General features: G+C 59.7%; 20 protein-coding genes and 2 pseudogenes. 7 read left to right on the top strand and 15 right to left on the bottom strand.

Going from position 1 to position 24,167, the window contains the following annotated elements:
* Window positions 1–71: 71 nt before the first annotated feature.
* The 3 genes from xylF (at window position 72) to BR48_RS0107030 (ending at window position 3,311) form a co-directional block, all read left to right on the top strand.
* A complete protein-coding gene (gene xylF / locus BR48_RS0107040) occupies window positions 72–1,115 on the top strand; it encodes a D-xylose ABC transporter substrate-binding protein (RefSeq protein ID WP_027230640.1) in 1,044 nt (347 codons plus the stop codon).
* A gap of 83 nt (window positions 1,116–1,198) precedes the next feature.
* Entirely contained in the window at window positions 1,199–2,518 is a 1,320-nt protein-coding gene (locus tag BR48_RS0107035) for a sugar ABC transporter permease (protein WP_051614660.1), read from the top strand.
* Between the two features lie 13 nt (window positions 2,519–2,531).
* The gene (locus BR48_RS0107030) at window positions 2,532–3,311 is read left to right on the top strand and encodes an ATP-binding cassette domain-containing protein (protein ID WP_027230638.1); all 780 of its coding nucleotides are present in this window, start codon (window positions 2,532–2,534) and stop codon (window positions 3,309–3,311) included.
* Window positions 3,312–3,366: 55 nt separating this feature from the next.
* On the opposite strand, the gene BR48_RS0107025 is transcribed toward BR48_RS0107030, so the two are convergent.
* From BR48_RS0107025 to sppA, 15 genes and pseudogenes are all read right to left on the bottom strand, one after another.
* Window positions 3,367–3,945: a NifU family protein gene (locus BR48_RS0107025; RefSeq protein WP_027230637.1), complete on the bottom strand. Its 579-nt coding sequence runs from the start codon at window positions 3,943–3,945 to the stop codon at window positions 3,367–3,369.
* Window positions 3,946–4,043: 98 nt separating this feature from the next.
* Entirely contained in the window at window positions 4,044–4,532 is a 489-nt protein-coding gene (locus BR48_RS0107020) for a universal stress protein (RefSeq protein WP_027230636.1), read from the bottom strand.
* A 54-nt stretch (window positions 4,533–4,586) separates the two neighbouring features.
* The gene (gene trpS / locus BR48_RS0107015; RefSeq protein ID WP_036813491.1) at window positions 4,587–5,666 is read right to left on the bottom strand and encodes a tryptophan--tRNA ligase; all 1,080 of its coding nucleotides are present in this window, start codon (window positions 5,664–5,666) and stop codon (window positions 4,587–4,589) included.
* A gap of 90 nt (window positions 5,667–5,756) precedes the next feature.
* Window positions 5,757–6,155, bottom strand: coding sequence for a VOC family protein (locus BR48_RS0107010; RefSeq protein ID WP_027230634.1), 399 nt, complete (start codon window positions 6,153–6,155; stop codon window positions 5,757–5,759).
* Window positions 6,152–7,750 (bottom strand): murein biosynthesis integral membrane protein MurJ, encoded by a 1,599-nt coding sequence (gene murJ / locus BR48_RS0107005; protein ID WP_027230633.1) that lies wholly within the window; start codon window positions 7,748–7,750, stop codon window positions 6,152–6,154. Before murJ ends, BR48_RS0107010 begins: the two co-directional genes overlap by 4 nt.
* Window positions 7,751–10,564 (bottom strand): [protein-PII] uridylyltransferase, encoded by a 2,814-nt coding sequence (locus BR48_RS0107000; protein WP_027230632.1) that lies wholly within the window; start codon window positions 10,562–10,564, stop codon window positions 7,751–7,753.
* A gap of 87 nt (window positions 10,565–10,651) precedes the next feature.
* A complete protein-coding gene (gene mutS, locus BR48_RS0106995) occupies window positions 10,652–13,309 on the bottom strand; it encodes a DNA mismatch repair protein MutS (protein ID WP_081815840.1) in 2,658 nt (885 codons plus the stop codon).
* 175 nt (window positions 13,310–13,484) lie between these two features.
* Window positions 13,485–14,270 (bottom strand): annotated as a pseudogene (locus BR48_RS0106990) (GNAT family N-acetyltransferase); the annotation flags it as partial.
* Window positions 14,271–14,574: 304 nt separating this feature from the next.
* Window positions 14,575–15,078 carry a signal peptidase II gene (lspA, locus tag BR48_RS0106985; RefSeq protein WP_027230629.1) on the bottom strand — a complete coding sequence of 168 codons (504 nt, stop codon included), beginning with the start codon at window positions 15,076–15,078 and terminating at the stop codon, window positions 14,575–14,577.
* Window positions 15,079–15,090: 12 nt separating this feature from the next.
* Window positions 15,091–15,960, bottom strand: coding sequence for an RNA methyltransferase (locus BR48_RS0106980; RefSeq protein WP_027230628.1), 870 nt, complete (start codon window positions 15,958–15,960; stop codon window positions 15,091–15,093).
* Window positions 15,957–17,063, bottom strand: coding sequence for a class I SAM-dependent rRNA methyltransferase (locus tag BR48_RS0106975; RefSeq protein ID WP_027230627.1), 1,107 nt, complete (start codon window positions 17,061–17,063; stop codon window positions 15,957–15,959). The genes BR48_RS0106980 and BR48_RS0106975 overlap by 4 nt, the downstream gene beginning before the upstream one ends.
* Before the next feature lie 72 nt (window positions 17,064–17,135).
* Window positions 17,136–18,113, bottom strand: coding sequence for an ornithine cyclodeaminase family protein (locus tag BR48_RS0106970; RefSeq protein ID WP_027230626.1), 978 nt, complete (start codon window positions 18,111–18,113; stop codon window positions 17,136–17,138).
* A 33-nt stretch (window positions 18,114–18,146) separates the two neighbouring features.
* Window positions 18,147–18,479 carry a LapA family protein gene (locus BR48_RS0106965; RefSeq protein ID WP_027230625.1) on the bottom strand — a complete coding sequence of 111 codons (333 nt, stop codon included), beginning with the start codon at window positions 18,477–18,479 and terminating at the stop codon, window positions 18,147–18,149.
* Window positions 18,480–18,520: 41 nt separating this feature from the next.
* Window positions 18,521–18,805: an integration host factor subunit beta gene (locus tag BR48_RS0106960; RefSeq protein WP_027230624.1), complete on the bottom strand. Its 285-nt coding sequence runs from the start codon at window positions 18,803–18,805 to the stop codon at window positions 18,521–18,523.
* 85 nt (window positions 18,806–18,890) lie between these two features.
* Window positions 18,891–19,877: a signal peptide peptidase SppA gene (sppA, locus tag BR48_RS0106955; RefSeq protein WP_027230623.1), complete on the bottom strand. Its 987-nt coding sequence runs from the start codon at window positions 19,875–19,877 to the stop codon at window positions 18,891–18,893.
* 259 nt (window positions 19,878–20,136) lie between these two features.
* On the opposite strand from sppA, the gene lptC reads away from it, so the two are divergent.
* From lptC to rpoN, 4 genes and pseudogenes are all read left to right on the top strand, one after another.
* The gene (lptC, locus tag BR48_RS24070; protein WP_081815785.1) at window positions 20,137–20,874 is read left to right on the top strand and encodes an LPS export ABC transporter periplasmic protein LptC; all 738 of its coding nucleotides are present in this window, start codon (window positions 20,137–20,139) and stop codon (window positions 20,872–20,874) included.
* 56 nt (window positions 20,875–20,930) lie between these two features.
* On the top strand, window positions 20,931–21,527 hold the full coding sequence (locus BR48_RS0106945; protein ID WP_027230622.1) for an LptA/OstA family protein: 597 nt from the start codon (window positions 20,931–20,933) through the stop codon (window positions 21,525–21,527).
* Window positions 21,528–21,645: 118 nt separating this feature from the next.
* Window positions 21,646–22,374 (top strand): annotated as a pseudogene (gene lptB, locus BR48_RS0106940) (LPS export ABC transporter ATP-binding protein); the annotation flags it as partial.
* Between the two features lie 154 nt (window positions 22,375–22,528).
* Complete coding sequence (gene rpoN, locus BR48_RS24065) at window positions 22,529–24,166, top strand: RNA polymerase factor sigma-54 (RefSeq protein ID WP_051614656.1); 1,638 nt, start codon at window positions 22,529–22,531, stop codon at window positions 24,164–24,166.
* Window position 24,167 lies beyond the last annotated feature (1 nt).

Raw genomic sequence — 24,167 nt, 5'->3', positions numbered from 1 at the left:
GGTTAGACGCGGGTCGGAGGTGTAGACCCTCGTTCATCAGTCATCGTGCTGTGTGCACTGGGAGGATTACCATGAAGAAATATGCAACCGCTCTGGCGGGCGCTGCTGTCCTTGCTGTCTCTTTCGCGGGGCCCGTTCTGGCCAAAGACAAGATCGTCGGTGTATCCTGGTCGAATTTCCAGGAAGAGCGTTGGAAGACCGACGAGGCAGCGATCAAGAAGGCGCTCGAGGCAAATGGCGACAAGTACATTTCCGCCGACGCGCAATCCTCTGCCGCCAAGCAGCTGACCGATGTCGAGAGCCTGATCTCGCAGGGCGCCAACGCGCTGATCATTCTTGCACAGGATTCGAGCGCCATCGGCCCGGCCGTCGAAAAGGCGGTTGCGGAAGGTATTCCGGTGGTCGGCTATGACCGTCTCATCGAGAACAAGGATGCCTTCTACATCACCTTCGACAACAAGGAAGTCGGCCGCATGCAGGCGCGCGGCGTCTTCGCCGTCAAGCCGGAAGGCAACTACGTCTTCATCAAGGGTTCTTCGGCTGACCCGAATGCCGATTTCCTCTTTTCCGGCGCGCAGGAAGTGCTGAAGGAAGCAATCGACAGCGGCAAAATAAAGAATGTCGGCGAAGCCTATACCGACGGCTGGCTGCCGGCCAATGCCCAGAAGAACATGGAGCAGTTCCTGACCGCTAACGACAACAAGGTCGACGCAGTCGTTGCGGCAAATGATGGTACCGCAGGCGGCGCCATTGCCGCTCTCCAGGCGCAGGGCCTTGCTGGCACCGTTCCGGTTTCCGGGCAGGATGCCGACTTTGCCGCGCTCAATCGCGTTGCCCTAGGCACGCAGACGGTAACGATCTGGAAGGACTCCCGCGAACTCGGCAAGCAGGCTGCCGGCATTGCTTCGGCTCTTGCCGACGGCAAGAAGATGGAAGAGATCCCGAACGTTCAGAAGTTTGCCGGCGGCGCCAACAAGGTCGAGGTCAGCGCCGTGTTCCTGACGCCCGTTCCGGTCACCAAGGATAATCTCGGCGTCGTCATCGATGCCGGCTGGGTGACGAAGGACGTCGTCTGCCAGGGCGTGAAGGCTGGCTCGGTACCGGCCTGCAACTAACACCTTCAAGTCTGATAGAATTGAGCGCCGCTGGTCCACTGGATCGGCGGCGTTCTAAAAGAAAATAAAACTGGGAGATTAACATGAGTGATCCGGCCATCAGTCTTGACCGGGCTCGCGCTTCCGAACTCGGTCTCGTTGCCAGGTTCTTCAAGGCGACCGAGCTCGATACCCGCCTCCTCGGCATGATCGGAGCGCTCGTCATCATCTGGCTTGCCTTCCAGTTTTTAACCGGCGGCCTCGTCAACGGCCAATTTCTGACACCGCGCAATCTTTGGAACCTGTCGGTCCAGACCTCTTCCATCGCGGTCATGGCGACCGGGATGGTCCTTATCATCGTCACACGCAATATCGATCTTTCCGTAGGCTCGGTGCTTGGGTTTGTCGGCATGGTGATGGGCGTGACGCAGGCCGAAATCCTGCCGAAGCTGATCGGCTTCGAACAGCCGTTCACCTGGGTTATTGCGCTCGGGCTCGGTATTGTCGTCGGCGCGCTCATCGGCGGCTTTCAGGGCTTTGTCATAGCCTTCCTCGGCGTTCCGGCCTTCATCGTTACGCTGGGCGGCTTGCTCGTCTGGCGCGGCGCTGCCTGGTGGGTCACGTCAGGTCGCACCGTCGCACCGATGGATTCGACCTTCCGCCTCATGGGCGGCGGGCCGGAAGGGTCGATCGGGGCGACCTGGAGCTGGGTTGTCGGCATCGTCGCCTGCCTTGCCATTGTCGGCATGATCGTCAACGGCCGGCGCCAGCGCAAGCGTTTCAACTTTCCCCGCCGTCCGGTCTGGGCCGAGGCCTTTATGGCGGCGATCGCCTGTTTTCTCGTCCTCGGTGCGGTTTCGATCGCCAATCATTACTATTGGCCGATCGGTATCGTCCGCAAATATGCCGAGGCCAACAACATCACCATTCCGGATGGCGGCCTGTTCATCCCGCATGGCATCGCCATCCCCGTGCTGATCGCGGTCGCAACGGGCATCATCATGACCTTCGTGACGACGCGCACGCGTTTCGGCCGCTACGTTTTCGCCATGGGCGGCAACCCGGAAGCCGCAGATCTTGCCGGCATCAACACACGCTGGGTGACGATGAAAATCTTCATCATCATGGGCATTCTGTGCGCCATCGCCGGCGCGATATCGACCGCCCGCCTCAACGCTGCCACCAATGCGCAAGGCACGCTCGATGAGCTGATGACGATCGCGGCCGCTGTCATCGGCGGAACCTCGCTCGCCGGCGGCGTCGGCACCATTGCCGGCGCGATGATCGGCGCGCTGCTGATGCAGTCGCTGAATTCGGGCATGGTCATGCTCGGTCTCGAAACGCCGCTGCAGAATATCGTTGTCGGCATCGTGCTCGTCGTTGCCGTCTGGCTCGACACGATCTATCGCCGCCGTACCGCTTGAGGGAGATTGAAACATGACCGATGCACAAACCCCTCTCGTCGATATCGAAAACGTCTCGATCGCCTTTGGCGGCATACGCGCCGTGGATGGCGCCTCGGTCGACCTGTATCCGGGCGAAGTCGTGGCACTGCTTGGCCACAATGGCGCCGGCAAGTCGACGCTGATCAAGGTGCTCTCCGGCGCCTACAAGCGCGACAGTGGCACAATCCGTGTCAATGGCGAGGAAGCGACGATCAACAATCCGCGCGATGCCAAGGCCTATGGCATCGAGACGATCTACCAGACGCTGGCTCTTGCCGACAACGTCGATACGGCTGCCAATCTCTACCTTGGCCGCGAGTTGATGACGCCTTGGGGAACGCTCGACGATGTGGCGATGGAGCACAGCGCCCGCGAAGTGATGGGCCGGCTCAATCCGCGGTTCCAACGCTTCAAGGACCCGGTCAAGGCGCTTTCAGGCGGCCAGCGCCAATCGGTGGCGATTGCCCGCGCCATCCTCTTCAATGCCCGCATTCTCATCATGGATGAGCCGACGGCGGCCCTGGGGCCGCAGGAGACGGCGCAGGTCGGCGAACTCATCAAGCAGCTTAAAAGCGAGGGTATCGGCATTTTCCTGATCAGCCACGATATTCACGACGTGTTCCACCTCGCCGACCGCGTGGCGGTGATGAAGAATGGTCAGGTCGTCGGCACGGCGAAGGTCACCGACGTGACCGAGGATGAAGTCCTTGGCATGATCATTCTCGGCAAATGCCCACCCGGTGCGATTCCGGGACCAGGCGCGGTGAACTAAAGGTAATAAAAAGGCCGCTCGAAGCGGCCTTTTTTTACTTTCAACCCTTAAAAGCTCAGACGGATTCGACGTGCTGGACTTCCGGTACGAAATGCTTGAGCAGGTTCTGGATGCCGTGCTTCAGGGTCGCCGTGGATGAGGGGCAGCCGGAGCATGCACCGCGCATATTGAGGAAAACGGTGCCGTTCTCATAGCCGCGGAAGGTGATGTCGCCGCCGTCCTGCGCAACTGCCGGGCGTACGCGCGTCTCAAGCAGTTCCTTGATGGTATCGACGATTTCCGCGTCGGCGCTGTCGAAAAACTCGTCTTCGGAATCGCGTTCAGCATCGTCAGCAACCTGCGTGGCGCTCGTCATGATCGGCGCTCCGGACATGAAATGCTCCATGATGGCGCCGAGGATGGCCGGCTTCAGGTGTTGCCATTCCGGACCGTCGTTCTTGGTGACGGTGACGAAGTCATAGCCGAAGAAGACACCGGATACGCCGGGGATTGCAAAGATCTTGCCGGCAAGCGGAGAGGCTGCGCCTGCGCTTTGAGCATCGCGGAAATCGGCCGTCCCCTGGTCGAGAACCACCTTCCCAGGCAGGAACTTGAGGGTCGCCGGATTGGGCGTTGCTTCGGTCTGGATAAACATGACGGATCTCGCGTGTCTAGTTTAGAATTGTTCAAAGGCGATATAGGCCTTAAAACTCAACTGTTCAAGTCAGGATTGTATCACGTTTCGCCGCGGGATCACGTAATCGCGTCGATATCCTCGTCAGAGAGATTGTATGGGACAACCGTGACAGGAATGGGGAAGGATTCGCGTCCCGCCAGCGACTGAACGAGGGGCCCCGGGCCTTCCTTGCCCGAGCCTGCCGCAAGGACGAGGATGGCAATGTCCTGGTCTTCCTCGATCAGCTTCTGGATCTCTTCCGATGTCAGCCCTTCGCGCACGACGAGTTCGGATTCGATACCGATCGTCCCGCGCACATTGGCCGCGAACTTGCTCAGCGTCGCGCTTGCCCGTTCCTGCGCTTCGGCCCGCATGATCTGCTCGACACCGAGAAAAGCCTGGAAATCGGCTGTGTCAATGACGAAAAGGAGGAGCAACACTCCGCCAGTCGTCTTGGCGCGGCGCGAGGCATAGGCTACCGCCCGCTCGCATTCGGGCGTCTCGTCGATAACGGCTAGAAATTTGCGGCGATGGCCGGCTTCCCGGCTGAGACGTTTCGATACCATGTGCCCGTTCCTGCCCTAACCGATGTGATCGCCCACCCCTTGCAGCACCCGGTCCTAGTCCTGCAGGAAGCCGATAATATCACGCACATTGCGCAGCGTCTTCTCGGCGAGAAGGGCTGCCCGCTCGCCGCCGTCCTTCAAGACGGCATCGACATAGCTCGCATCGGCCGAAATACGCCGCATCTCCGCGGCAATCGGCGCGAGACGCTCGACTGCGAGGTCGGCAAGTGCCGGCTTGAACACGGAAAATTGCTGGCCACCGAAATCGCCGATTACCTTTTCCTTGTTCGCATCGATCAAGGCCGCATAGATGCCGACGAGGTTGTCCGCTTCCGGGCGGTCCTTGAGACCCTCGACATCGGACGGCAGCGGTTCGGCGTCGGTCTTGGCTTTGCGGATCTTCTTCGAGATCGTATCGGCATCGTCGATGAGATTGATGCGGGACAAATCCGAGGGATCGGATTTGGACATCTTCTTTGTGCCATCGCGCAGGCTCATGACGCGCGCAGCCGGCCCGCCGATGACAGGTTCCGTCAGCGGGAAGAAGCTGGCAATGGTCTCATCGCCCGATTGGGTCTCGACGCCGAGACCGAGTTCGGCGATGCGGCCGGAGAAATCCGTATTGAATTTCTGTGCAATGTCGCGCGTGAGTTCGAGGTGCTGTTTCTGGTCTTCGCCGACCGGCACATGGGTAGCGCGATAGGCGAGAATGTCGGCCGCCATCAGGTTCGGATAGGTGAAAAGCCCGACGGATGCGTTCTCGCGATCCTTGCCGGCCTTGTCCTTGAACTGGGTCATCCGGTTGAGCCACCCCATGCGGGCAATACAATTGAACACCCAGGCGAGCTCGGCGTGCTGGCGCACGCGGCTCTGGTTGAAGACGATGTGTTTCTTCGGGTCGATGCCGGAAGCCAGAAACGCCGCCGTCACCTCGCGCGTGTTGCGCATCAGCTCGGCCGGACCGCCCCACACGGACATGGCCTGCGTGATGGCATGCTGGTCGACCACGCAATAGATGCAGTTATAGTCTTCCTGCAGAGCGACCCAGCGCCGGATAGCCCCCAGATAATTGCCGAGATGCAGGTTGCCGGTTGGCTGGACACCGGAAAAGACGAGCTGTTCAAACGTGCTCATTAATCGTCCTTGATCGTTCGGGGATCGGGCTTGCAGGCGCCGATGGCAGTGAAGCGCGGTTTTGGCAGAGCCACACGCAGTATTCAAGCCCTATATCGTTGGCTGCTTCAGTTCGAGCAAGTCCCACTTGTTGCCGTAGAGATCCTGAAACACGGCGACGCTGCCATATGGCTCATGCCGTGGCTCTTCAAGGAAGATGACGCCCGATTTGACCATCGCCGAATGATCGCGCTCGAAGTCGTCCGTGTGAAGAAAGAAAGCAACCCGCCCGCCCGTCTGGTTGCCGGTGGCGGCTTCCTGGGCTTGTCCGTCCGCTTTTGCAAGGAGGATACGCGTTTCGCCGTCGCCAGGCGCCAAGACCACCCAGCGCTTTGATTCAGAAAGCGCGGTATCTTCGACGAGGCGAAAACCAAGCTTTTGCGTGTACCAGGCGATGGCTTCATCATAGTCACGCACGACAAGCGTGATCAATCCGATGCGGCGGCTCATGGTGCGGCATCCGTCGGCGTGGCTTCAGCGGCCTTCGCGCCGCGCTTCACGTTGCGGCGGATCATGGCAAGGCTGGCGCCGCCCGTGCCGAAGGCAAGGGCAAAGTAGGAGATCATCGCCAGGATGACCAGCGTCAGCACGGCAACGGCCTGCGTGTGGAGCGGCGCATGCGGTGCAAGCGCAGGGCCCATCCATATAATCGCGTAATGAAGGCCGATCGCCATAATCGCCGCGGATATGAACAGTCGCGGAATGCGGGTGAGGAGAGGGATGTCGCGTCCCCAGTGGCCGCGCCAAACCAAGGTCGCAAAGAGCAGGATGGCGTTGACCCAACCAGCGACGATCTCGGCGGTGGCGATGCCGGTCTCGTACATGATCGGAAAGAGCGTTAGCGCGAGCGAGACATTCACCGCCACGGCAATTGCCGCAAAGATCATCGGTGTGCGGGTGTCCTCACGGGCAAAGAACCCGGGAAGGAACGCCTTTATCAGCACGAAAGCCGGAAGCCCCAACCCGTAGACGGCGAGGATATTGCCGACCGTGTGCGTCGAGGTGGGGGAGAAATTGCCGCGTTCGTAAAGCATGCGAACGATCGGCTCAGACATGACGAGCAGTGCCGCTGCTGCCGGCAGCGTCAGAAACAGGGTGAATTCCACCGAGCGGTTCTGCAGGCTCGACGCTTCCTTGAGGTTGCCGGAGCGCAGCGCGCGTGCGAGTTCCGGCAAAAGCACGGTAGCGACGGCAATGCCCACGACGCCGAGCGGCAGCTGGTAGATACGGTCGGCATAGGCGAGCGAGGAAATGGCGCCGGATTTCGCCGAAGCGATGTTGGTGTTGATCAAAAGGTTGATCTGCGTGATGCCCCCGGTTACTGCCGCGGGAAGCGCCAGAACCAGCAGGCGCTTCACGTTCTTGGTGAGATGCGGAAGGCGAAAGCCGATGGTGATGCCGGCATTGCGCACCGCAATCCAGACGATCGCAAGTTGCACGAGGCCGGAGACCATGACACCCCAGGACAGGGCGTAGCCGACCTGCCTGCCGTCCTGGCGCGTATACCAGGCATAGGCAAGCACACCGATCAGAATGACATTGAGAAAGACCGGGGCGATCGCAGCGGCAAAATAGCGGTGCAGCGAATTCAGCATCCCGCTCATCATCGCCGCCAGCGACATGCAGGCGAGATATGGGAACATGATGATCGCCATGCGCACCGTATTGTCGAACTTCATCGGGTCCTCGACGAAGCCCGGCGCGATGACATAGCGCACGATCAGCGGCATCGACACTTCCATCAGGATCGTCAGCGTCAGCAATACGGTGAAGAGGACGCCGAACACCTCTTCGGAGAAGCGCCGCGCCCCATCAAGACCGTTAGCCTCAATCTCCTTGGCAAAAAGCGGAACGAAGGCAGCGTTGAAAGCGCCCTCCGCAAAAAGCCGGCGAAATGTATTGGGAAAGCGGAAGGCGGCGTTGAAAGCGTCGGCGATCGGCCCAGTGCCGAGCGCGCTCGCCATCAGCATTTCGCGGGTGAAGCCGAAGACGCGGCTCATCAGCGTGCCGGATGCGACAGTTGCAAATTTCTTGACGAGACTCATTTATTCCGCCGTCATGAGGATGTTTTGCCGCTGTGGCTGGGCGGTGGTTATATCGCCTTCGCCGAAGAGCGCGAGCAGCTTCTTACGAATGCGGTTTTGCCGCGCCGTGTTGGTGACTTTCTGGCCGACGAGGTCCGTCACGTAAAACACGTCGATGACCTTTTCGCCGAAAGTCGTCACATGCGCCGAGGCGATATCAAGCGAAAGATCGGAAATGATCCCGGTGATCTCTGAAAGAAGGCCGGGCCGGTCGAGCCCCTCGACCTCGATGACGGTGAATTTGTTGGAGAGCGTATTGTTGATTTCGACGCCAGGCTCGATACGGAAGGCGCGAACCGCCCGCTTCGGCTTGGTGCGTGCCGCCAGCATTTCGGGAAGATAGCTGCGGCCGGAAAGCACATCCTCGATGAGGCGGCCGACATTCTTCGCCCGCCTCCGCTCGTCGTCATCGGTCGGAAATTCACGGCTGATCAGGATCGTATCGAGCGCCCGCCCGTCGCTGGTGGTGAAGATCTGCGCATCGACGATGTTGGCGCCCGCCGCGGCGCAGGCGCCGGCAATGATCGAGAGCAGGCGTGGATGATCCGGCGATAGAACCGTAATCTCGGTGACGCCTTCAAAATCATGGGTCTTGATCATGGTGGACAGCGTCTTGCCGGCCGCATCGGATTCGCGAATGAAGTTTGCGTGGCGGATCTGGTCGTCGAGGCTGACCGTCAGGAGATAGTTCTGATAGTGCAGCGCCAGGTAGGACTGGCGCTCGATCTGCGGCCAGGAAGACAGTGCGTGTTCGAGCTGAGACCGTGCATGTTCGGTGCGTTCCTTGCGCGGAACCTCCGAGAAGCCGCCGGTCAGCAGCAATTCCGTCTCATAGAAGAGATTGCGGAGCAGCTGGCCCTTCCAGCCGTTCCATACGCCCGGACCCACCGCCTTGATGTCGCAGATGGTGAGGATCAGCAGCAGCTTCATGCGGTCGAGCGATTGGACGATTTCGGCGAAATCCTCGATTGTCTTCCGATCGTTGAGATCGCGCGATTGCGCAACCCGGCTCATGGTCAGGTGCTGCTCGACGAGCCATGCGACCGTCTCCGTATCGGCCTTGGAGAGGCCAAGCCGGGGCCCTAGCCGCCTTGCGATGCGGGCGCCTGCAGTCGAATGATCTTCGGGACGTCCCTTGGCGATGTCGTGCAGGAGCAGCGCCACGTAGAGGATTTTGCGATCCTTCTTGAGCCCCGGCATGATTTGGTTGGCCAGCGGGTGTTCCTGGCCGAGATCGCCATGGTCGATCTCCGACATCACTGCGATGCAGCGCAGGAGATGTTCGTCGACCGTATAGTGATGATACATGTTGAACTGCATCATCGCGACGATCTTGCCAAAATCCGGGATGAACTTGCCGAGCACGCCGGATTCGTTCATGCGCCGCAAGATCAACTCGGGATTGCGCTCGGAAGTCAGAATTTCGAGAAAGAGCCGGTTCGCTTCCGGGTTCTCCCGCAATTCTCCATTGATCAGCGACAGCGAACGGGTGACGAGCTGCATCGCATCGGGATGAAACTCGAGGCCTTGCTGGTCGGCATAGTGGAACAGGCGGATGAGGTTTACCGGGTCCTTCTCGAAGACACCGTCATTGGCGATGGTGATGCGATGGTTGTCGATGACGAAATCGCTTGTCCCGGCAATCTTGCGCTTGCGACGGGAAAAGGTCAGGAAAATCCTGTTGAAACCCGGCACGTGCTTGGCCTGTTCTTCCTCGAGTGCCGCGCAAATGATGCGCGTCAGGTCGCCGACCTCCTTGGCAACGAGGAAGTAGTGCTTCATGAAGCGTTCGACGTCGCGCTGGCCGGGATGCGCGGTATAGCCAAGGCGCCGGGCGATCTCGCTCTGGATATCGAAAGAGAGCCGTTCTTCAGCCTTGCCGGTCAAAAAGTGCATGTGGCAGCGCACCGCCCATAGAAGGTCCTCGGCCTTGCGGAACTTGTTGTGCTCCGACCGCGACAGCACACCGAGCTTGACCAGCTCATCGCTGGTTTTGACGCGGTAGTAGTATTTGGCGATCCAGAACAGCGTATGCAGGTCGCGCTGGCCGCCCTTGCCCTCCTTGACGTTGGGCTCGACCAGGTACCGCGTGGCGCCAGCCTTGCGGTTGCGCGCATCGCGTTCGGCAAGCTTGGCCTCGATAAATTGCGGACCCGTTCCCTTGATCACTTCGTCGTCGAACCGCTTTTCCAGCGAAGTGAACAGCTCCTCATTGCCACAGACATAACGCGCCTCGAGAATGCTGGTGCGTATGGTCATGTCCGCCAGCGACAGGCGAATGCATTCATCTAGATTGCGGGTGGCGTGCCCGACCTTGAGCCCGGCGTCCCACAGCATGTAGAGGATATACTCGACAACCTGTTCGCCCCACGGCGTTTGCTTGTAGGGCAAGAGAAACAGAAGATCGATGTCCGAGCCCGGCGCCAGGGCGCCGCGCCCATAGCCACCGACCGCGACGATGCTCATGCGCTCGGCTGTCGAAGGGTTTACCGCAGGATAGACATGGGCGACCGCGAATTCGTACAATGCTGAAATGATCTGATCCATCAGAAAGGAAAGCCGCATGGCGCAACGTGTGCCCCCGGCATCTTTCATCAGCAGCTCTTCCGCCTTCTTGCGGCCGGATGCGAGCGTTTGCTTGACAAGCTGCAGCACGTCGTTGCGATCGACGGATGCTGCCCCATTGTCCTTCGCCGCCTTGACCAGATCTTCAAACTGCCGATGAAGTATGGTGGGGTTGACGATCTGTTCCAGTTTCAGGTCTGAGGCGTTCATGAACACGACTTTATGGATGATGGCTCGCTATAGCGCGAAATCAATTCAAACGGAATGACTTCATTTGAAACAGGTCAAACACGCCCTTCATGAATTCGTTGCTGCAATGCCTTTCAGGCGGTAGAGCACTTCAAGCGCCTCGCGTGGCGTCATTTCATCGGGATTGACGCCGGTGAGCGCGGCGAGCAGGGCGCTGTCTTTTCCCTGTGCCGGCTTGGGTGCCTGGCGCTTCACTTCAACAGAAAACAGTGGCAGATCGTCGATCAGCTTATCGGCCTTGCCCGACGTATTGCCTGCCTCGAGCTGGTGCAGAACGTCGCGGGCCCGGCTGACGACCGCTTCCGGCAGGCCGGCGAGGCGGGCGACCTGAACGCCATAGGACCGGTCAGCCGCGCCCTTGGCGACCTCGTGCAGGAAGACGACATCGCCGTCCCATTCCTTGACCCGCATCGTGACATTGCCGAGGCGCGGCAGCTTCTCGGAAAGCCCCGTCATCTCATGAAAATGCGTGGCGAAGATCGCCCGGCACTGGTTTTTCTCGTGCAGATATTCGACCGCGGCCCAGGCGATGGACAGGCCGTCGAAGGTCGCCGTACCGCGCCCGATCTCATCGAGAATAACGAGCGAGCGGTCGCTCGCCTGATTGAGGATTGCTGCGGTTTCCACCATTTCCACCATGAACGTAGAGCGGCCGCGGGCGAGATCATCGGATGCGCCGACCCGCGAAAACAGGCGGTCGACGATGCCGATATGGGCCGAGCCCGCCGGTACGAACGAGCCCATCTGGGCAAGGATCGCGATCAGCGCGTTCTGGCGCAGGAACGTCGATTTACCGCCCATGTTCGGTCCGGTCAGCAACCAGATCGCGCCCTTGCCGGTTCCCTCGGGAGATAGCGTACAGTCATTGGCCACGAACGGGTTTGCGGCTTGGCGTCGTAGCGACTGTTCGACGACGGGATGGCGTCCGGCGATGATCGCGAAGGCCAGGCTGTCATCGACCAGCGGACGGCAATAGCCCTGTTCCTCCGCAAGGACCGCGAGCGACACCGAGACGTCGAGCGCCGCGAGTGCCGCCGCCCCGGCGCGTATCGCCTCGGCATTTTCGACGGTCTCCCGCGTCAGCTGCTCGAAAACATCAAGTTCGATGCCGAGCGCGCGGTCCGCCGCATTGGCGATCTTGGTTTCGAGTTCCGCAAGCTCGGTCGTCGTGAAGCGCATTGCATTGGCGATGGTCTGGCGATGAATGAACTTTGCCTTGGCCGCATCCGTATCGGTCATCACCGACGCATTGTTGGCAGTCACCTCGATGAAATAACCCAGCACATTATTATGCTTGATCTTCAGCGACCTGATGCCCGTCGTCTCCATATAGTCGGCCTGGAGGCCGGCGATGATGCGGCGTGAGTGGTCGCGAAGTGCGCGCATTTCATCAAGCTCGGCATTATAGCCGGGCCGCACGAAACCGCCGTCGCGCTTGAGTAGCGGCAGTTCATCGGCAAGCGCTGCTTCAAGATGGCTGAGAAAATTACGCGGCAACCCGGCGAGGCAATCGCGGACCCTCGCAAGCTCGCTCGGCAGGATCTCTGTTCCGATCATGCGGCCGATCTCGTCGGCGGCCTCAAACCCGCGGGCGAGCGCGCCGAGGTCCCGGGGGCCGCCCCGTCCGACGGCGAGCCGCGAGAGGGCGCGCGGCATATCCGGCACCCCTTTCAGCGTTTCCCGGACAATATTGGCAAGCGATTGCTGCAGCAAAAGGAAGGAGACCGAATCGAGGCGCGTGGAAATGGCCTCCGGGTCGGTCAGCGGGGCGGTGAGCCGCTCGGACAGCAATCGCGCGCCGCCGCCGGTAACCGTCCGGTCTATTGCCTTGAGTAAACTGCCGTCGCGATTGCCGGAAAGCGTACGCAGAAGTTCGAGGTTGGCGCGCGTCGCGGGATCGATGAAGAGCGAGGAACCCTCCGACTCGCGCTCCGGCCGCATCAGCGGCGGACGCTCCGCGATCTGCGTCTTTTCCACGTAGGCGATGGCGCCGGAAATCGCCGAAAGTTCGGCCCGCGAAAACTGGCCGAACCCGTCGAGCGTGCCGACATCGAAATAGCGCTGGATGCGGTTTTCCGCCGTTGCGCTGTCGAAGAGGCTTGGCGGCTGCGGCGTGGCTGACCGACCGAGAATGTCGAAGATCGGACGAAGGTCCGGATCGTGGAAGACGGGATCGGCGACGATGAGTTCGCGCGGTTCGACCCGCAATATATCGGCGAGCATGCGGGACGGGTCGGTTTCGCCGACGCGGAAGGTGCCGGTGGAAATATCGATCCAGGCGAGCGCAAACTGGCCTTGGCCTCCGCCCTTCACACGGCCGAGCGTCATCAGATAATTGGCCTCGGATGGATCGAGCAGCTTTTCCTCGGTGATCGTCCCCGGCGTTACCAGACGGACGACATCGCGCTTGACGACCGATTTCGAGCCGCGTTTCTTCGCTTCGGCTGGATCTTCGATCTGCTCGCAGACGGCGACACGAAAGCCGCGCGCGATGAGCTTCTGCAAATAATCGTCGGCGGCATGGACCGGCACGCCGCACATCGGGATGTCATCGCCGAGGTGCTTGCCGCGCTTGGTCAGCGTAATGCCGAGCGCCCGCGACGCTGCGACGGCATCGTCGAAGAACAACTCGTAGAAATCGCCCATCCGATAGAACAGGAGGCTGTCGGGATTCGTCGCCTTGATCTCGATATATTGCTCCATCATCGGCGTCGGCCGCGCCGATGGCTCGGCATCGTAGGCAGGCGTTTCGATTATGGTTGCAAGTTCCGCCAATGCGCTCTCCTGATAGACCCTTGTCCAGTCTGGAGCAATCTATGCGCAAACGCAGGATTTACCCACCTCTGTAGCGGGGATCCTGCGTTCTTCTCCACAGATGATCTCAAGCGAAGCGCTTTGCTTCCGCGGCATAGTGGCTGACATAGCGTTCAGCGATGCGGCTGACCGGCAGGATGATCAAGACATCTGTCGTGCCGAAATCGTGATCGATGACGGCGCCGTCCCCGATCATTGCGCCAAGGCGAAGGTAGCCCTTGATGAGCGGCGGCATGGCAAACATGGCGACACGCGGGTTGATCGCCTCGGCCGGAACGAGGTCCATTGCCTGGTAACGGTCAGGCAAGGCGCGCACGTCCCAATCGGGCGTCGCGCGGAAATTGTGCTGCAGGAACGACAGTTGCAGCGCGTGGGCTGCAGGAACGGTCCCCTGGAATGAGGCGCATCCGAACATCACCCCGATCGAATGATGGCGGCAATAGGTCCAGATCCCCTGCCACAGCAGCTCGACGGTGCGTTTCGAGCGGTACTCCGGCAGAACGCAGGAGCGCCCGAGTTCAAGGAAGCGGAGATCCGGCTTGGCGTCGACGAGGCTTTCGATTGAATATTCGCTGGCTGAATAGAATCCGCCTGATGCAAAAGCCCGCTCTGAACGAAGCAGGCGGTATGTCCCGACGATCTGCTTGTGCTTGGGGCCGGCGATCGAGGTATCGTAGACCAGAAGATGATCGCAGACTGGATCGAAACGGTCTGCATCGCGCTGTTCGAGCGTCGCCGATCCCTTGGCGCCGAGTTCGTCGAAGAAAACCTTGAAGCGAAGCTGCTGCGCCGACTCGATCTCGTCCTCGGTCTGGGCAAGGCAGACCTCCATCGTGCCGATGCGACCGAGCACCGAAACAAGGTGAGGCGCCACAAGAGGCGAGGGCGTTGAATCAACCTGCGAGACCATGCGCTGATCTTTAGTAGGTGAAGCACGTTCAAGCAAGGCGATGCTCATGTCGATTCGCTCTTAAGAGAGGTTGATCGGTGGTTCGGTCGCCTCCTGAATACTACAAATCGATGACGGCAGCATGACGTGACGGTGGCAGGCTTGGGGCCTCTCGTGCCGTCGAAGGAATACGGAGAAGGTGGCATCGGAAGATGACCCCAGAGCACCAGCCCGGATCCTTGGGCCAAGCGCGACGACCCGCCTTATCTCAGTTCTTCCCGGGTTCACCCTTCGAAGCCCGGCGTTCGCGCAGCCAGGCGAGCACTTCCTCAAGCACGACCAGCGCCGCGCCGACTGAAATATAGGCATCGGCGAGATTGAAGACGGCAAACGACCAGGTCGGCAGATGGAAAAGAACATAATCAATAACGTAACCGTGAATGCTCCTGTCGATCAGATTGCCGAGTGCGCCACCGATGATCAGGGCGAAGCCGAAGCGGGAAATCCAGCGGGTTGCCGCCGTCGTCCACCAGAGATAGCTGACGAAGCAGATGATGACGAGCGTCAGCGCAATCAGCGCAAGGTCGTGCAGCCCGCTGAGCATGGAAAAGGCAATGCCATTGTTGTGAACGCGAAACAGTGCGAGGAACGGCAACACGTCGATCTGCTGCTGGTAATCCATGCCGGTCTCTACCAGATATTTGATGATCTGGTCGCTGACGACCGCAAAGGCGACGACGGCCAATAGATTGTAAAGCGCTTTGGTTTTCATCGTTCTCTTGTTTCAGTTTCCGCCATCGAGTTTGAGCGCGTCGCGCCTTATCTCGAACAGCATGATCCCGGTTGCAATGGCAAGATTAAGCGAATCCGCGCGGCCCTCCTGCGGGATCCGGGCAAGCTTGTCACAGCCGGCCGCGAGTTGGTCCGGCAGGCCCTGCTGCTCATTGCCCATCAAGAGGACAACGGGATGGTTCGCATAAGGAATGGTGCGGTAATCGACGGCGCCTTTGAGGTGCGTACCAACGACGAGCCCGGCAAAGCCTTTGCGCCAGGCCAGGAACTCGGCCTCGGTGGCGCGCATGAGCGGTACCGCGAAGACCGAACCCATGGTGGCGCGCACGGTTTCGAGCGAGAATGGATCGGTGGTATCGCCGATCAGGATGATGCCCTTGGCGCCGACGGCGTCTGCCGTGCGAATGATCGTTCCTAGATTGCCGGGATCGCGGACCCGGTCCAGCGCCACATAGACGTCGTTGCCTCGCGGCCTCAGTGCAGCAAGCGGCTGGATCCGCTGTTCGAGGACGCCGACCACCATTTGCGGATTGTCGCGCCGGGTTATGGCGGCAATGACCTTCTCACTGACTTCGAGGACATCCCCGCCCTTGGCGATGGTGCGCGCCGCCACCTGCTCGACAAGTGAATTGCCCTTGCCTGCCTTGGAAAAGACGAGCGTGCGGATCGTCCAGCCGAGATCGAGTGCGTCGATGATCAGCTTCAGCCCCTCGGCGAGAAAAACACCCTCCTGATCGCGATATTTTTTCATCGCGAGTGCGCGCAAATCCTTCACGATCGGGTTGGTGAGGCTGGTCACTTCCTTGACCCTGCCGGGTCGCGCGAGTCCGGTGCCTCGGGTGTGGTCGTCGTGTCGCGTCATGTATTTTCCCAACGGCTGAACAGCGAGGTGGAAAGCGCGCGTCCGGATGAACGTTCGCGCAGGATAAGTTCGCCCGACTCCACCGTACCGCCGAGGCCGGTGAACGCATCGCGCATCAATTCATGAATCGCAAAAAACGAGGCGCGGATCGAATAGGCGGTCAACACGACACTGAGCGCATTGGGGGAAAGGATGGCGCGGCAGATATCGACCATGTCGGGGAGGTTGTCGAAAAGTTGCCACACCTCGCCGCCCGGCCCGCGGCCATAGGCCGGGGGGTCGAGTAGGATGATGTCGTAGGTGCTGCCGCGCCGTTCCTCGCGCATGACGAATTTCATCGCGTCCTCGCAGATCCAGCGGATGGGCTTGCTGGAAAGGCCGGCCATTTCCTGGTTTTCGCGCGCCCAGGCGATGGCTTTCTTCGAGGCATCCACATGGGTGACCTCTGCCCCGGCCCGCGCGGCAACGAGCGAGGCAACGCCGGTATAGCCGAAGAGATTGAGCACCTTGACCGGCCGTTTCGCGTTTCGGATCAGCCTGTCCATATGCGCCCAATGGGTGGCCTGCTCGGGGAAAACGCCAACATGCCGGAAGGAAGTGAAACGGCCATAGAACGGCAGTCCGTCGAAAGCGAGCGGCCAGGTTTCACCGAGCGGCACTTTCGGAAAGTGCCAGCGGCCGACGCCTTCCTCATCCGTATTGCCGGTAAAGACTGCATCCGCCTTGTCCCATTCGGCCTTGGCCCAGGCCGGCAACCAGATCGCCTGGCCTTCGGGACGCACGATGCGATAGGGGCCGTATTGCTCCAGCTTCAGGCCATTGCCACTATCGAGGAGCGCGTAGTCCTCCGAAGGCAGGGTTTCGAGGATAAGGCCGGTTCGCTCCTCCGGACGTGCTCCGGACCGGCGCACAAGCACGCGTCGTGGCGACGCATCCTGACGTGCGCCCCCCTGCGCGGGAGCGTCGATGGCGGGCGTGCGCACCTGCTTGGCAAATTGCGGTCGCGGCTTCACCGGGCTTTGCCATTGCACAGCACCCTTTGCGGGGTTGGCCTTGCTGGCAGCGCCCCTGGTCTTTCTCGTTTTTCCGCCGGATGGTTTCAAGTCTCGCTTTCCCTGTCTTGGCTAGAACGCTCTAAGCCAAGACGTTGCAGGGCGAAAGCGAAATCCGAGCCGTTAGGCTAGTGATGCAGCGTTTGCCTTCTCAAAAACAAGGATTCCGGCCGCCAGATCCTCAAGTGCGGCACCGACCGATTTGAACAGCGTGATTTCCTCGGCGGACTGACGGCCCTTCATCGTGCCGCGGGTGAGGTCGAACAGGTCGCCGATGACATGCTCCTTACTGACAACACCAGCTTTGATCGGCTGTACGATGTCGCCGCCTTCCTTGAGTGCACCATCCCTGGTGTCGACGAACACCCGGGCGCGGCGGATGCACTCATCGTCGCTCTCCCGCATGGTCGGGGTGAATGCACCAATGAGGTCGACGTGCGCGCCTGGCTTCAGGTGCCTGCCGAGGACAAGCGGTTCGATCGAGAGCGTCCCGGCGGTGATGATGTCCGCCTCGGCGATTGCCACATCCTTGTCCGAAACGGCTTTTGCATTGAAGCCGTCGGCGGCAAGGTCCGCCGCCACTTTTTCGGCATTGGCGAGGTTGCGGTTCCAGATCGAGATTTCCTTGAGCGGCCGCACGGCGCTGTGGGCCCGGGCAAGAAACCCCGACAGCGCGCCGGCGCCGAGGACGACGAGCTTCGATGCGTCTTCGCGCGCAAGGTAGCGTGCGGCGAGCGCCGATGCCCCGGCCGTGCGCCAGATGGTCAGCCGCTGCCCGTCTATGAGTGCCTTGGGTTCGCCGGTCTTGCCGTCGAGAAGCAGGTAGACGCCCATGACTGCGGGCTTCGCTACGGCGCCGTTATCGGGCGATACGGTGACGATCTTGACGCCCATATAGCCCTTGGAGGAGTCGCCGAGGGCATCGAAATCCGACCAGGCCGGCATGAGCAGCAAGGTCGATGCTGCGCCATCCGGCCGCTCGACTGTGTGGTGGTGGCGCACGGGCTGAATGACGCCCTGGCGGAACGCCTGTTCGATGGCGTCGATCATATCCGGCCAATTCAATAGCCTGTCGACCTCGGCCGGGGAGATCAGTTTCATGTCTTGTTCCTTGGGTTTTCTTGTAATTGTGCCCTAGTGGAGCGAGGGCAGGTTCGGCGTCGCACCACTATCGACCGATGCTTTCTTGGCTTCCTTGCGCAGGAGTTCCGCTTCGAGTTTACGCTGGCGCGACAGTTTCCTATGTTTTCCTTGGTTGAACCAGGTAGCGAAACTGCCGAGGATGAGTCCGGCGATCAAGGCAGCGAACAGCCAAACGAAGAGCGGGGCCGTGTAGGAAAGGGCTGGGTTTCCGGGATTGAACGGATCGATCGTCAGTTGAACTGGCCCGCGGTTCGCAACCGACAGCGCTATGAGAACGATTGCAAGCGGCACCAGCACGAGGACGATGATAATGCGATTGATCATGTATTCCTCCCGGCGCGCTTCACCCGCCCGTTCGATGAACCTCAGCTATTGGCATTGAGACGGTCGCGAAGTTCCTTGCCGGTCTTGAAAAAGGGCACCCATTTTTCTTCAACCTCGACGCTTTCGCCGGTACGCGGGTTGCGGCCACTGCGTGCAGGGCGGTTTTTGACCGAGAATGCACCGAAACCACGAAGCTCGACGCGATTGCCCTCTGCCAGTGCATCCGTGATCTCATCGAAGATCGCGCCGACTATATTCTCGACGTCGCGCTGAAACAGATGCGGGTTGCGGTTGGCAATGATCTGCACGAGCTCTGATTTGATCACAGCGAGTTCCCTTTCGGTTCAAGACCAGGAGGACATAGGCCCCACCTCAAGACTATGTCACTGATCTTATATGTTTAATATTCTTTTATTGCGCCCCGGCAGGCTTGCCGTCAACGTGCCAAACAGAAACGAGTCCGTCAAGGAACATGCGGTCTCCGGTGAGCTGATTCAGCATTCCGGCGCTCTCCTCCGGCAGGCCGAGATAGCGGGCGAGCATTTTTGTCGCTGAATTTGAGAAGAACAGGCCGAGCGAGGATTTTTCCACGGGCTTCCATTCGACAACCGGCAGTTTGTCGTTGACGCCTTTGGTCTTCAGCCAGGCGATGGCTGTATCCTCGCCGCCGAGTTCGTCAATGAGTTTGTTGGCGATGGCCTGCCGGCCGGTGAAGACCGATCCATCCGCCAGCGCCAGCGCCTGCTCATGCGTGAACTTGCGCCTTTCCTGCACGAGCCCGACGAACCAGTCATAGGAATCGATGATCATGCGGTGGATCATTTCCTTGGCTTCATCGCTTGCCGGATTGAAGAAATTGGGTTCGGCCTTCAGTGGACTCGACTTGATAGTCTCGACTTTGACGCCGAGCTTGGTCAGAAGCTGCGAAATATCGGGGTATTGGAACAACACGCCAATCGAGCCGACGATCGACGATTGGCGCGCGACGATATGATCGGATGCGCTGGCGATCATGTAGCCCGCCGACGCTGCGAGCGTTCCGACTTGCGCAACCACCGGCTTCTTAACGGCAAGCTTGCGCACGGCCTCATAGATCGCCTCTCCGCCCGCTGTCGTTCCGCCGGGGGAATCGACCGACAGGATGACACCCCTTACGGCGTTGGAATCGGTCACGTCCTTGAGCCGCTTCAGCAGTTCCTCGTTCTCGAAGATCGTGCCTTCAATGCGGACCTTGGCGATATGCGGCGATGACCTGCTGGAAAACGCATCCGATCCTGCCACCGAAAAATAAAACAAAATCAGTGCGAGAGCGACAATCAACAGCGCCAGGATGCGCCAGAATGTCAGTTTTCGGCGCAGGCGCCGTCTGTCAATAATCGCGTCAGCCGTGTTTGCCATCGTTTTGTCCATTCGTTCTCAACGTCGGGTAAAAACAATCTCTGCGACATCACGAGAGGGAAGTCTAGGGTAAGGTTCCTGCGCCGGCATCTCCTCGCGCTTCATTAGAAATGCGCTAGGACCTTGTATCTCGCACGCCAACGTCATACTTGTGGTGCGGTGCAACTCGCGCGTTTATCTATTCGCCCGTTTCATCGAAAAATAACCATATTGGCGCCAAGTAGCCATACTATTGTCATTACGTAGTAACAGCCAGGCCATGTCAGTTCAGAGAAACGATACGAATCCGCACGTCCAGGCTGCCGCTGGTGCCGATCACCACGCAGAGGTGGCGCGTCAATTTGCGGCGTCCGACAAGGATTCCGGTGTTTTTCGTGCGGCGGAACGCCATTCGCGCCGTGTGCGCATCCTGAAATTTGCGCTCCCTGCCGCGGCGATCGTCGGCGCGGCCGTCTTTTCGTGGTTCACGTTCTTTTCGACGACCAACATGCCGAGCAATATCTCGCTGGAGAATGCCGCGCTGGAAAACGGCAAGCTCGTCATGACGAACCCCAAACTCGACGGCTTCACCAAGGACAAGCTTCCCTACAAGATGAGCGCGGTCAAGGCGTTGCAGGAAGTTGGCAACACCAACGTCATCTCGCTGCAGGGCATCAGCGCCGAGCTTCCGCTCGGTAAGGATATGCGCGCCAATGTCCAGGCCAAGTCCGGCGTGTTCGATAATGCCAACCGGCAGTTGAAACTCGACAGCGAGATCAATTTCACGACGTCTGATGGTATCAGTGCCCAGATGAAATCGGCCGATATCGATATTGCCGGCAATTCCATGTCCACCAAAGATCCGGTCACTATACGCAATGGCACTTCAAGTATTACCGCCGATACGATGCAGATCAGCGAAAGCGGCAAGGTAATGACCTTTGAGAAGCGAGTAAGGCTTGTCATTCAGCCCACAAAACGGCAAGAAGGTACAGACGCAGTCAAATCAGTCGAGTAGTATTGACGCTCGCTCACTGAGAGTTGTGGGAATATCCGAATTTTTAGGAGAGAACGATGTCGCGCGGGGCAAGACTGATAGGCATTTCGACTGTTGCATTGGGATTGTTGGCATCATCGATGGTCGTATCCGCCGTCGCGCAGGAAAATGCGCCCGGCGGCGGCATCAAACTCTCCGGCGATCAGCCGATCCAGATCGACGCCGACAAACTCGTCGTCCATGACAAGGAGGGGACGGCTACCTTCACGGGCAATGTCACCGTCGTCCAGGGCGCGACCCTGCTCAAGGCCGGCTCGATGATCGTCTACTACGTCAAGAAGAAAGAGGGCGATCCGGCCCCCGCCGCGGATGCGCCGAAGACGGGCGGACTTGGCGGCTCGCAGGATATCGATCACCTCGAGGTCAACGACAAGGTCTACGTGAAATCCAACGACCAGGTGGCAACCGGCGATCACGGCACGTTCGACATGAAGTCGGAGGTGCTTGTGCTGACGGGCAACAAGGTGGTCCTGACCCAGGGCGACAATGTCGCCGTAGGCTGCAAGCTGACCGCGCAACTCAAGACCGGCGAAGCCCAGCTTGAAAGCTGCAAGAGCGGCCAGACCGGGCGCGTCTCGATTGTGGTCGCCCCCAACAACCAACCAAAGAACTGAACCGGCGGAACAGCTGTAAGTGTCATTTTTTTCACGTCGCACAAAAGCCAACAGCGCCGCGCGGCCGGAATCCAGTCTTTCGCATGAGATGCGTCCTGCCGATCCGGCAGCCATCGACCGCATGAAGGGCACGCTCGTCGCGCGCGGCATAACCAAGGGCTATAATGGTCGTCAGGTCGTCAACGGCGTGTCGTTCGGCGTGCGCGCGGGTGAGGCGGTCGGCATTCTTGGTCCAAACGGCGCGGGCAAGACCACATGCTTCTATATGGTGACCGGGCTTGTTCCGGTCGATAAGGGCACGATCGAGATCGATGGCTTTGATGTTACGACCATGCCGATGTATCGCCGCTCCCGCCTTGGCATCGGTTACCTGCCGCAGGAAGCGTCGATCTTTCGTGGCCTTTCGGTAGAGAACAACATCAAGGCTGTGCTCGAGATTGTCGAGAAGGATCGTAGCGCCCGCGCGCAGGAACTCGATTCCCTGCTCGAAGAGTTTCATATTGCCCATCTACGCAAGGCACCCGCCATTTCACTTTCCGGCGGCGAGCGACGTCGTCTCGAAATCGCCCGTGCATTGGCATCCCGCCCGAATTTCATGCTGCTCGACGAACCGTTTGCCGGCGTCGATCCAATTGCCGTGGCGGATATTCAGCAATTGGTGCGACATCTCACGGGACGTGGCATCGGTGTGCTGATTACAGACCACAATGTGCGCGAGACACTGAAGCTGATCGACCGGGCCTATATCATCCACGCCGGGCAAGTGCTGACTCATGGGCGCCCGGACGAAATTATTGCCAATCCGGACGTCCGGCGGCTTTACCTCGGCGACCAGTTCAGTCTTTGACGCTTCAACTTTTGCGCGATTCAGCGCAAAATTTTGTCGTACTGCCTTTTCGCCGCTTCAAAAATGCCGCAGCCAGTGATTTTTGAGCGCCTTGCGATTGACAAGCAAGGATTGGGCCAGTTTTGTACTTTGGTACAGGAGTGCTCCCATCCTCATGGCTTTATCGCCAAAACTCGATCTCAGGCAATCCCAGGCACTGGTGATGACACCGCTGCTCATGCAGTCGATTCGACTGCTGCAGCTGACCCACGTCGAGCTCGAACAATTCATCGAACAGGAGATCGAGAAGAACCCTCTGCTTGATCGCGATGAGGCCAACGGCGACTACCTTGGCATGGAGGAGTGGGCCAGTAGTTCCGACCGTAGTTCCGGTGAGGACGGCGAATTTGGCAAGAGCGTCACCGGAGATGGGGACGCGGGCGAACACTCCAACGGTCAGGGCGATCATTGGCTCGAAAGCGGCGAAACGATCAGCGCCGGCTCCATGTCCGAGACCTTCGATAGTTCACTTGAGAATATTTTCCCGGATGATCCCGGTACGCATGATCTGATCGGCGGCGATCTTGCCTCCCAGTGGAAGTCATCGGTGGGAGACGGCTATGTGTCTTCCGGAGAGGGCTACAATATCGAACAGGTAACGGCATCGCCGCTGACGCTCAGGGATCATGTCGGCGAACAGATTATTTTTACCTTCGAGAGCGTCGCCGACCGCCTCATTGCCGCGGAACTTGTCGACCATCTCGATGAAATGGGTTATCTGCGCGCCGATATCGACGAGATAGCCGAGCGACTGGGTGTTGGGGCGGCGCATGTGGAGCGATTGATCAGTGCCATGCAGGGCTTCGAGCCGGTCGGACTGTTTGCGCGCGACCTCGCCGAATGCCTTGCGATCCAGCTGCGCGCAAAAAATCGCTTTGATCCTGCCATGCAGGCCCTCCTGCAAAATCTCGAGCTCCTGGCCAAGCGCGATTTCCACACCTTGAAGAGGCTCTGCCAGGTCAGCGAAGCCGACATTCTCGATATGCTGCGGGAAATCCAGCAGCTTGACCCGAAGCCGGGCACGGCCTTTTCGTCGGGAATCGCCGACAGCATTGTCCCCGACGTTATCGTCGATATGGCGGCCGATGGAACCTGGCGGATCGAGCTCAACCCTGACGCACTGCCCCGCGTGCTGGTCAACAACAGTTATTACGCAACCCTGTCGAAGGCCAAGGCTTCGCCGCTGGAAAAGACGTTCCTGAGCGAATGCCTGCAGACCGCCAACTGGTTGACCCGTAGCCTCGATCAGCGTGCCCAGACGATCCTCAAGGTTGCGAGCGAAATCGTGCGGCAGCAGGAACAGTTTCTCCTCCAGGGTATCGCATATTTGCGGCCCTTGAACTTGCGTACCGTGGCCGACGCCATCGGCATGCACGAATCGACGGTAAGCCGTGTTACCGCGAATAAATACATGCTGACCAAGCGGGGCGTTTTCGAGCTTCGCTATTTCTTCAACGCCGGCATATCGGCGACGGAGGGCGGCGAGCAGCATTCCTCGCAGTCGGTTCGACACCAGATTCGCCAGCTCATCGATGCCGAGACGCCAAACGAGATCCTTTCAGACGATACGCTTGTGGATCTGCTGAAGGAGCAGGGGATCGACATCGCCCGGCGCACGGTCGCCAAGTATCGCGAGGCGATGAACATTGCCTCCTCGGTGCAAAGACGGCGCGAGAAGAAAGCGCAGGCTTCTGTGCGCAAGAAAGATCCTGGCTCTAGATTACTCCATCACTCGGGTGTAGACTCGTTTTGAG

This window comes from Phyllobacterium sp. UNC302MFCol5.2, from assembly GCF_000686005.1.
GTDB lineage: Bacteria > Pseudomonadota > Alphaproteobacteria > Rhizobiales > Rhizobiaceae > Phyllobacterium > Phyllobacterium pellucidum.
Note: the sequence above shows the minus strand (reverse complement) of the source record. Positions and strands in the feature narration are given on the sequence as shown.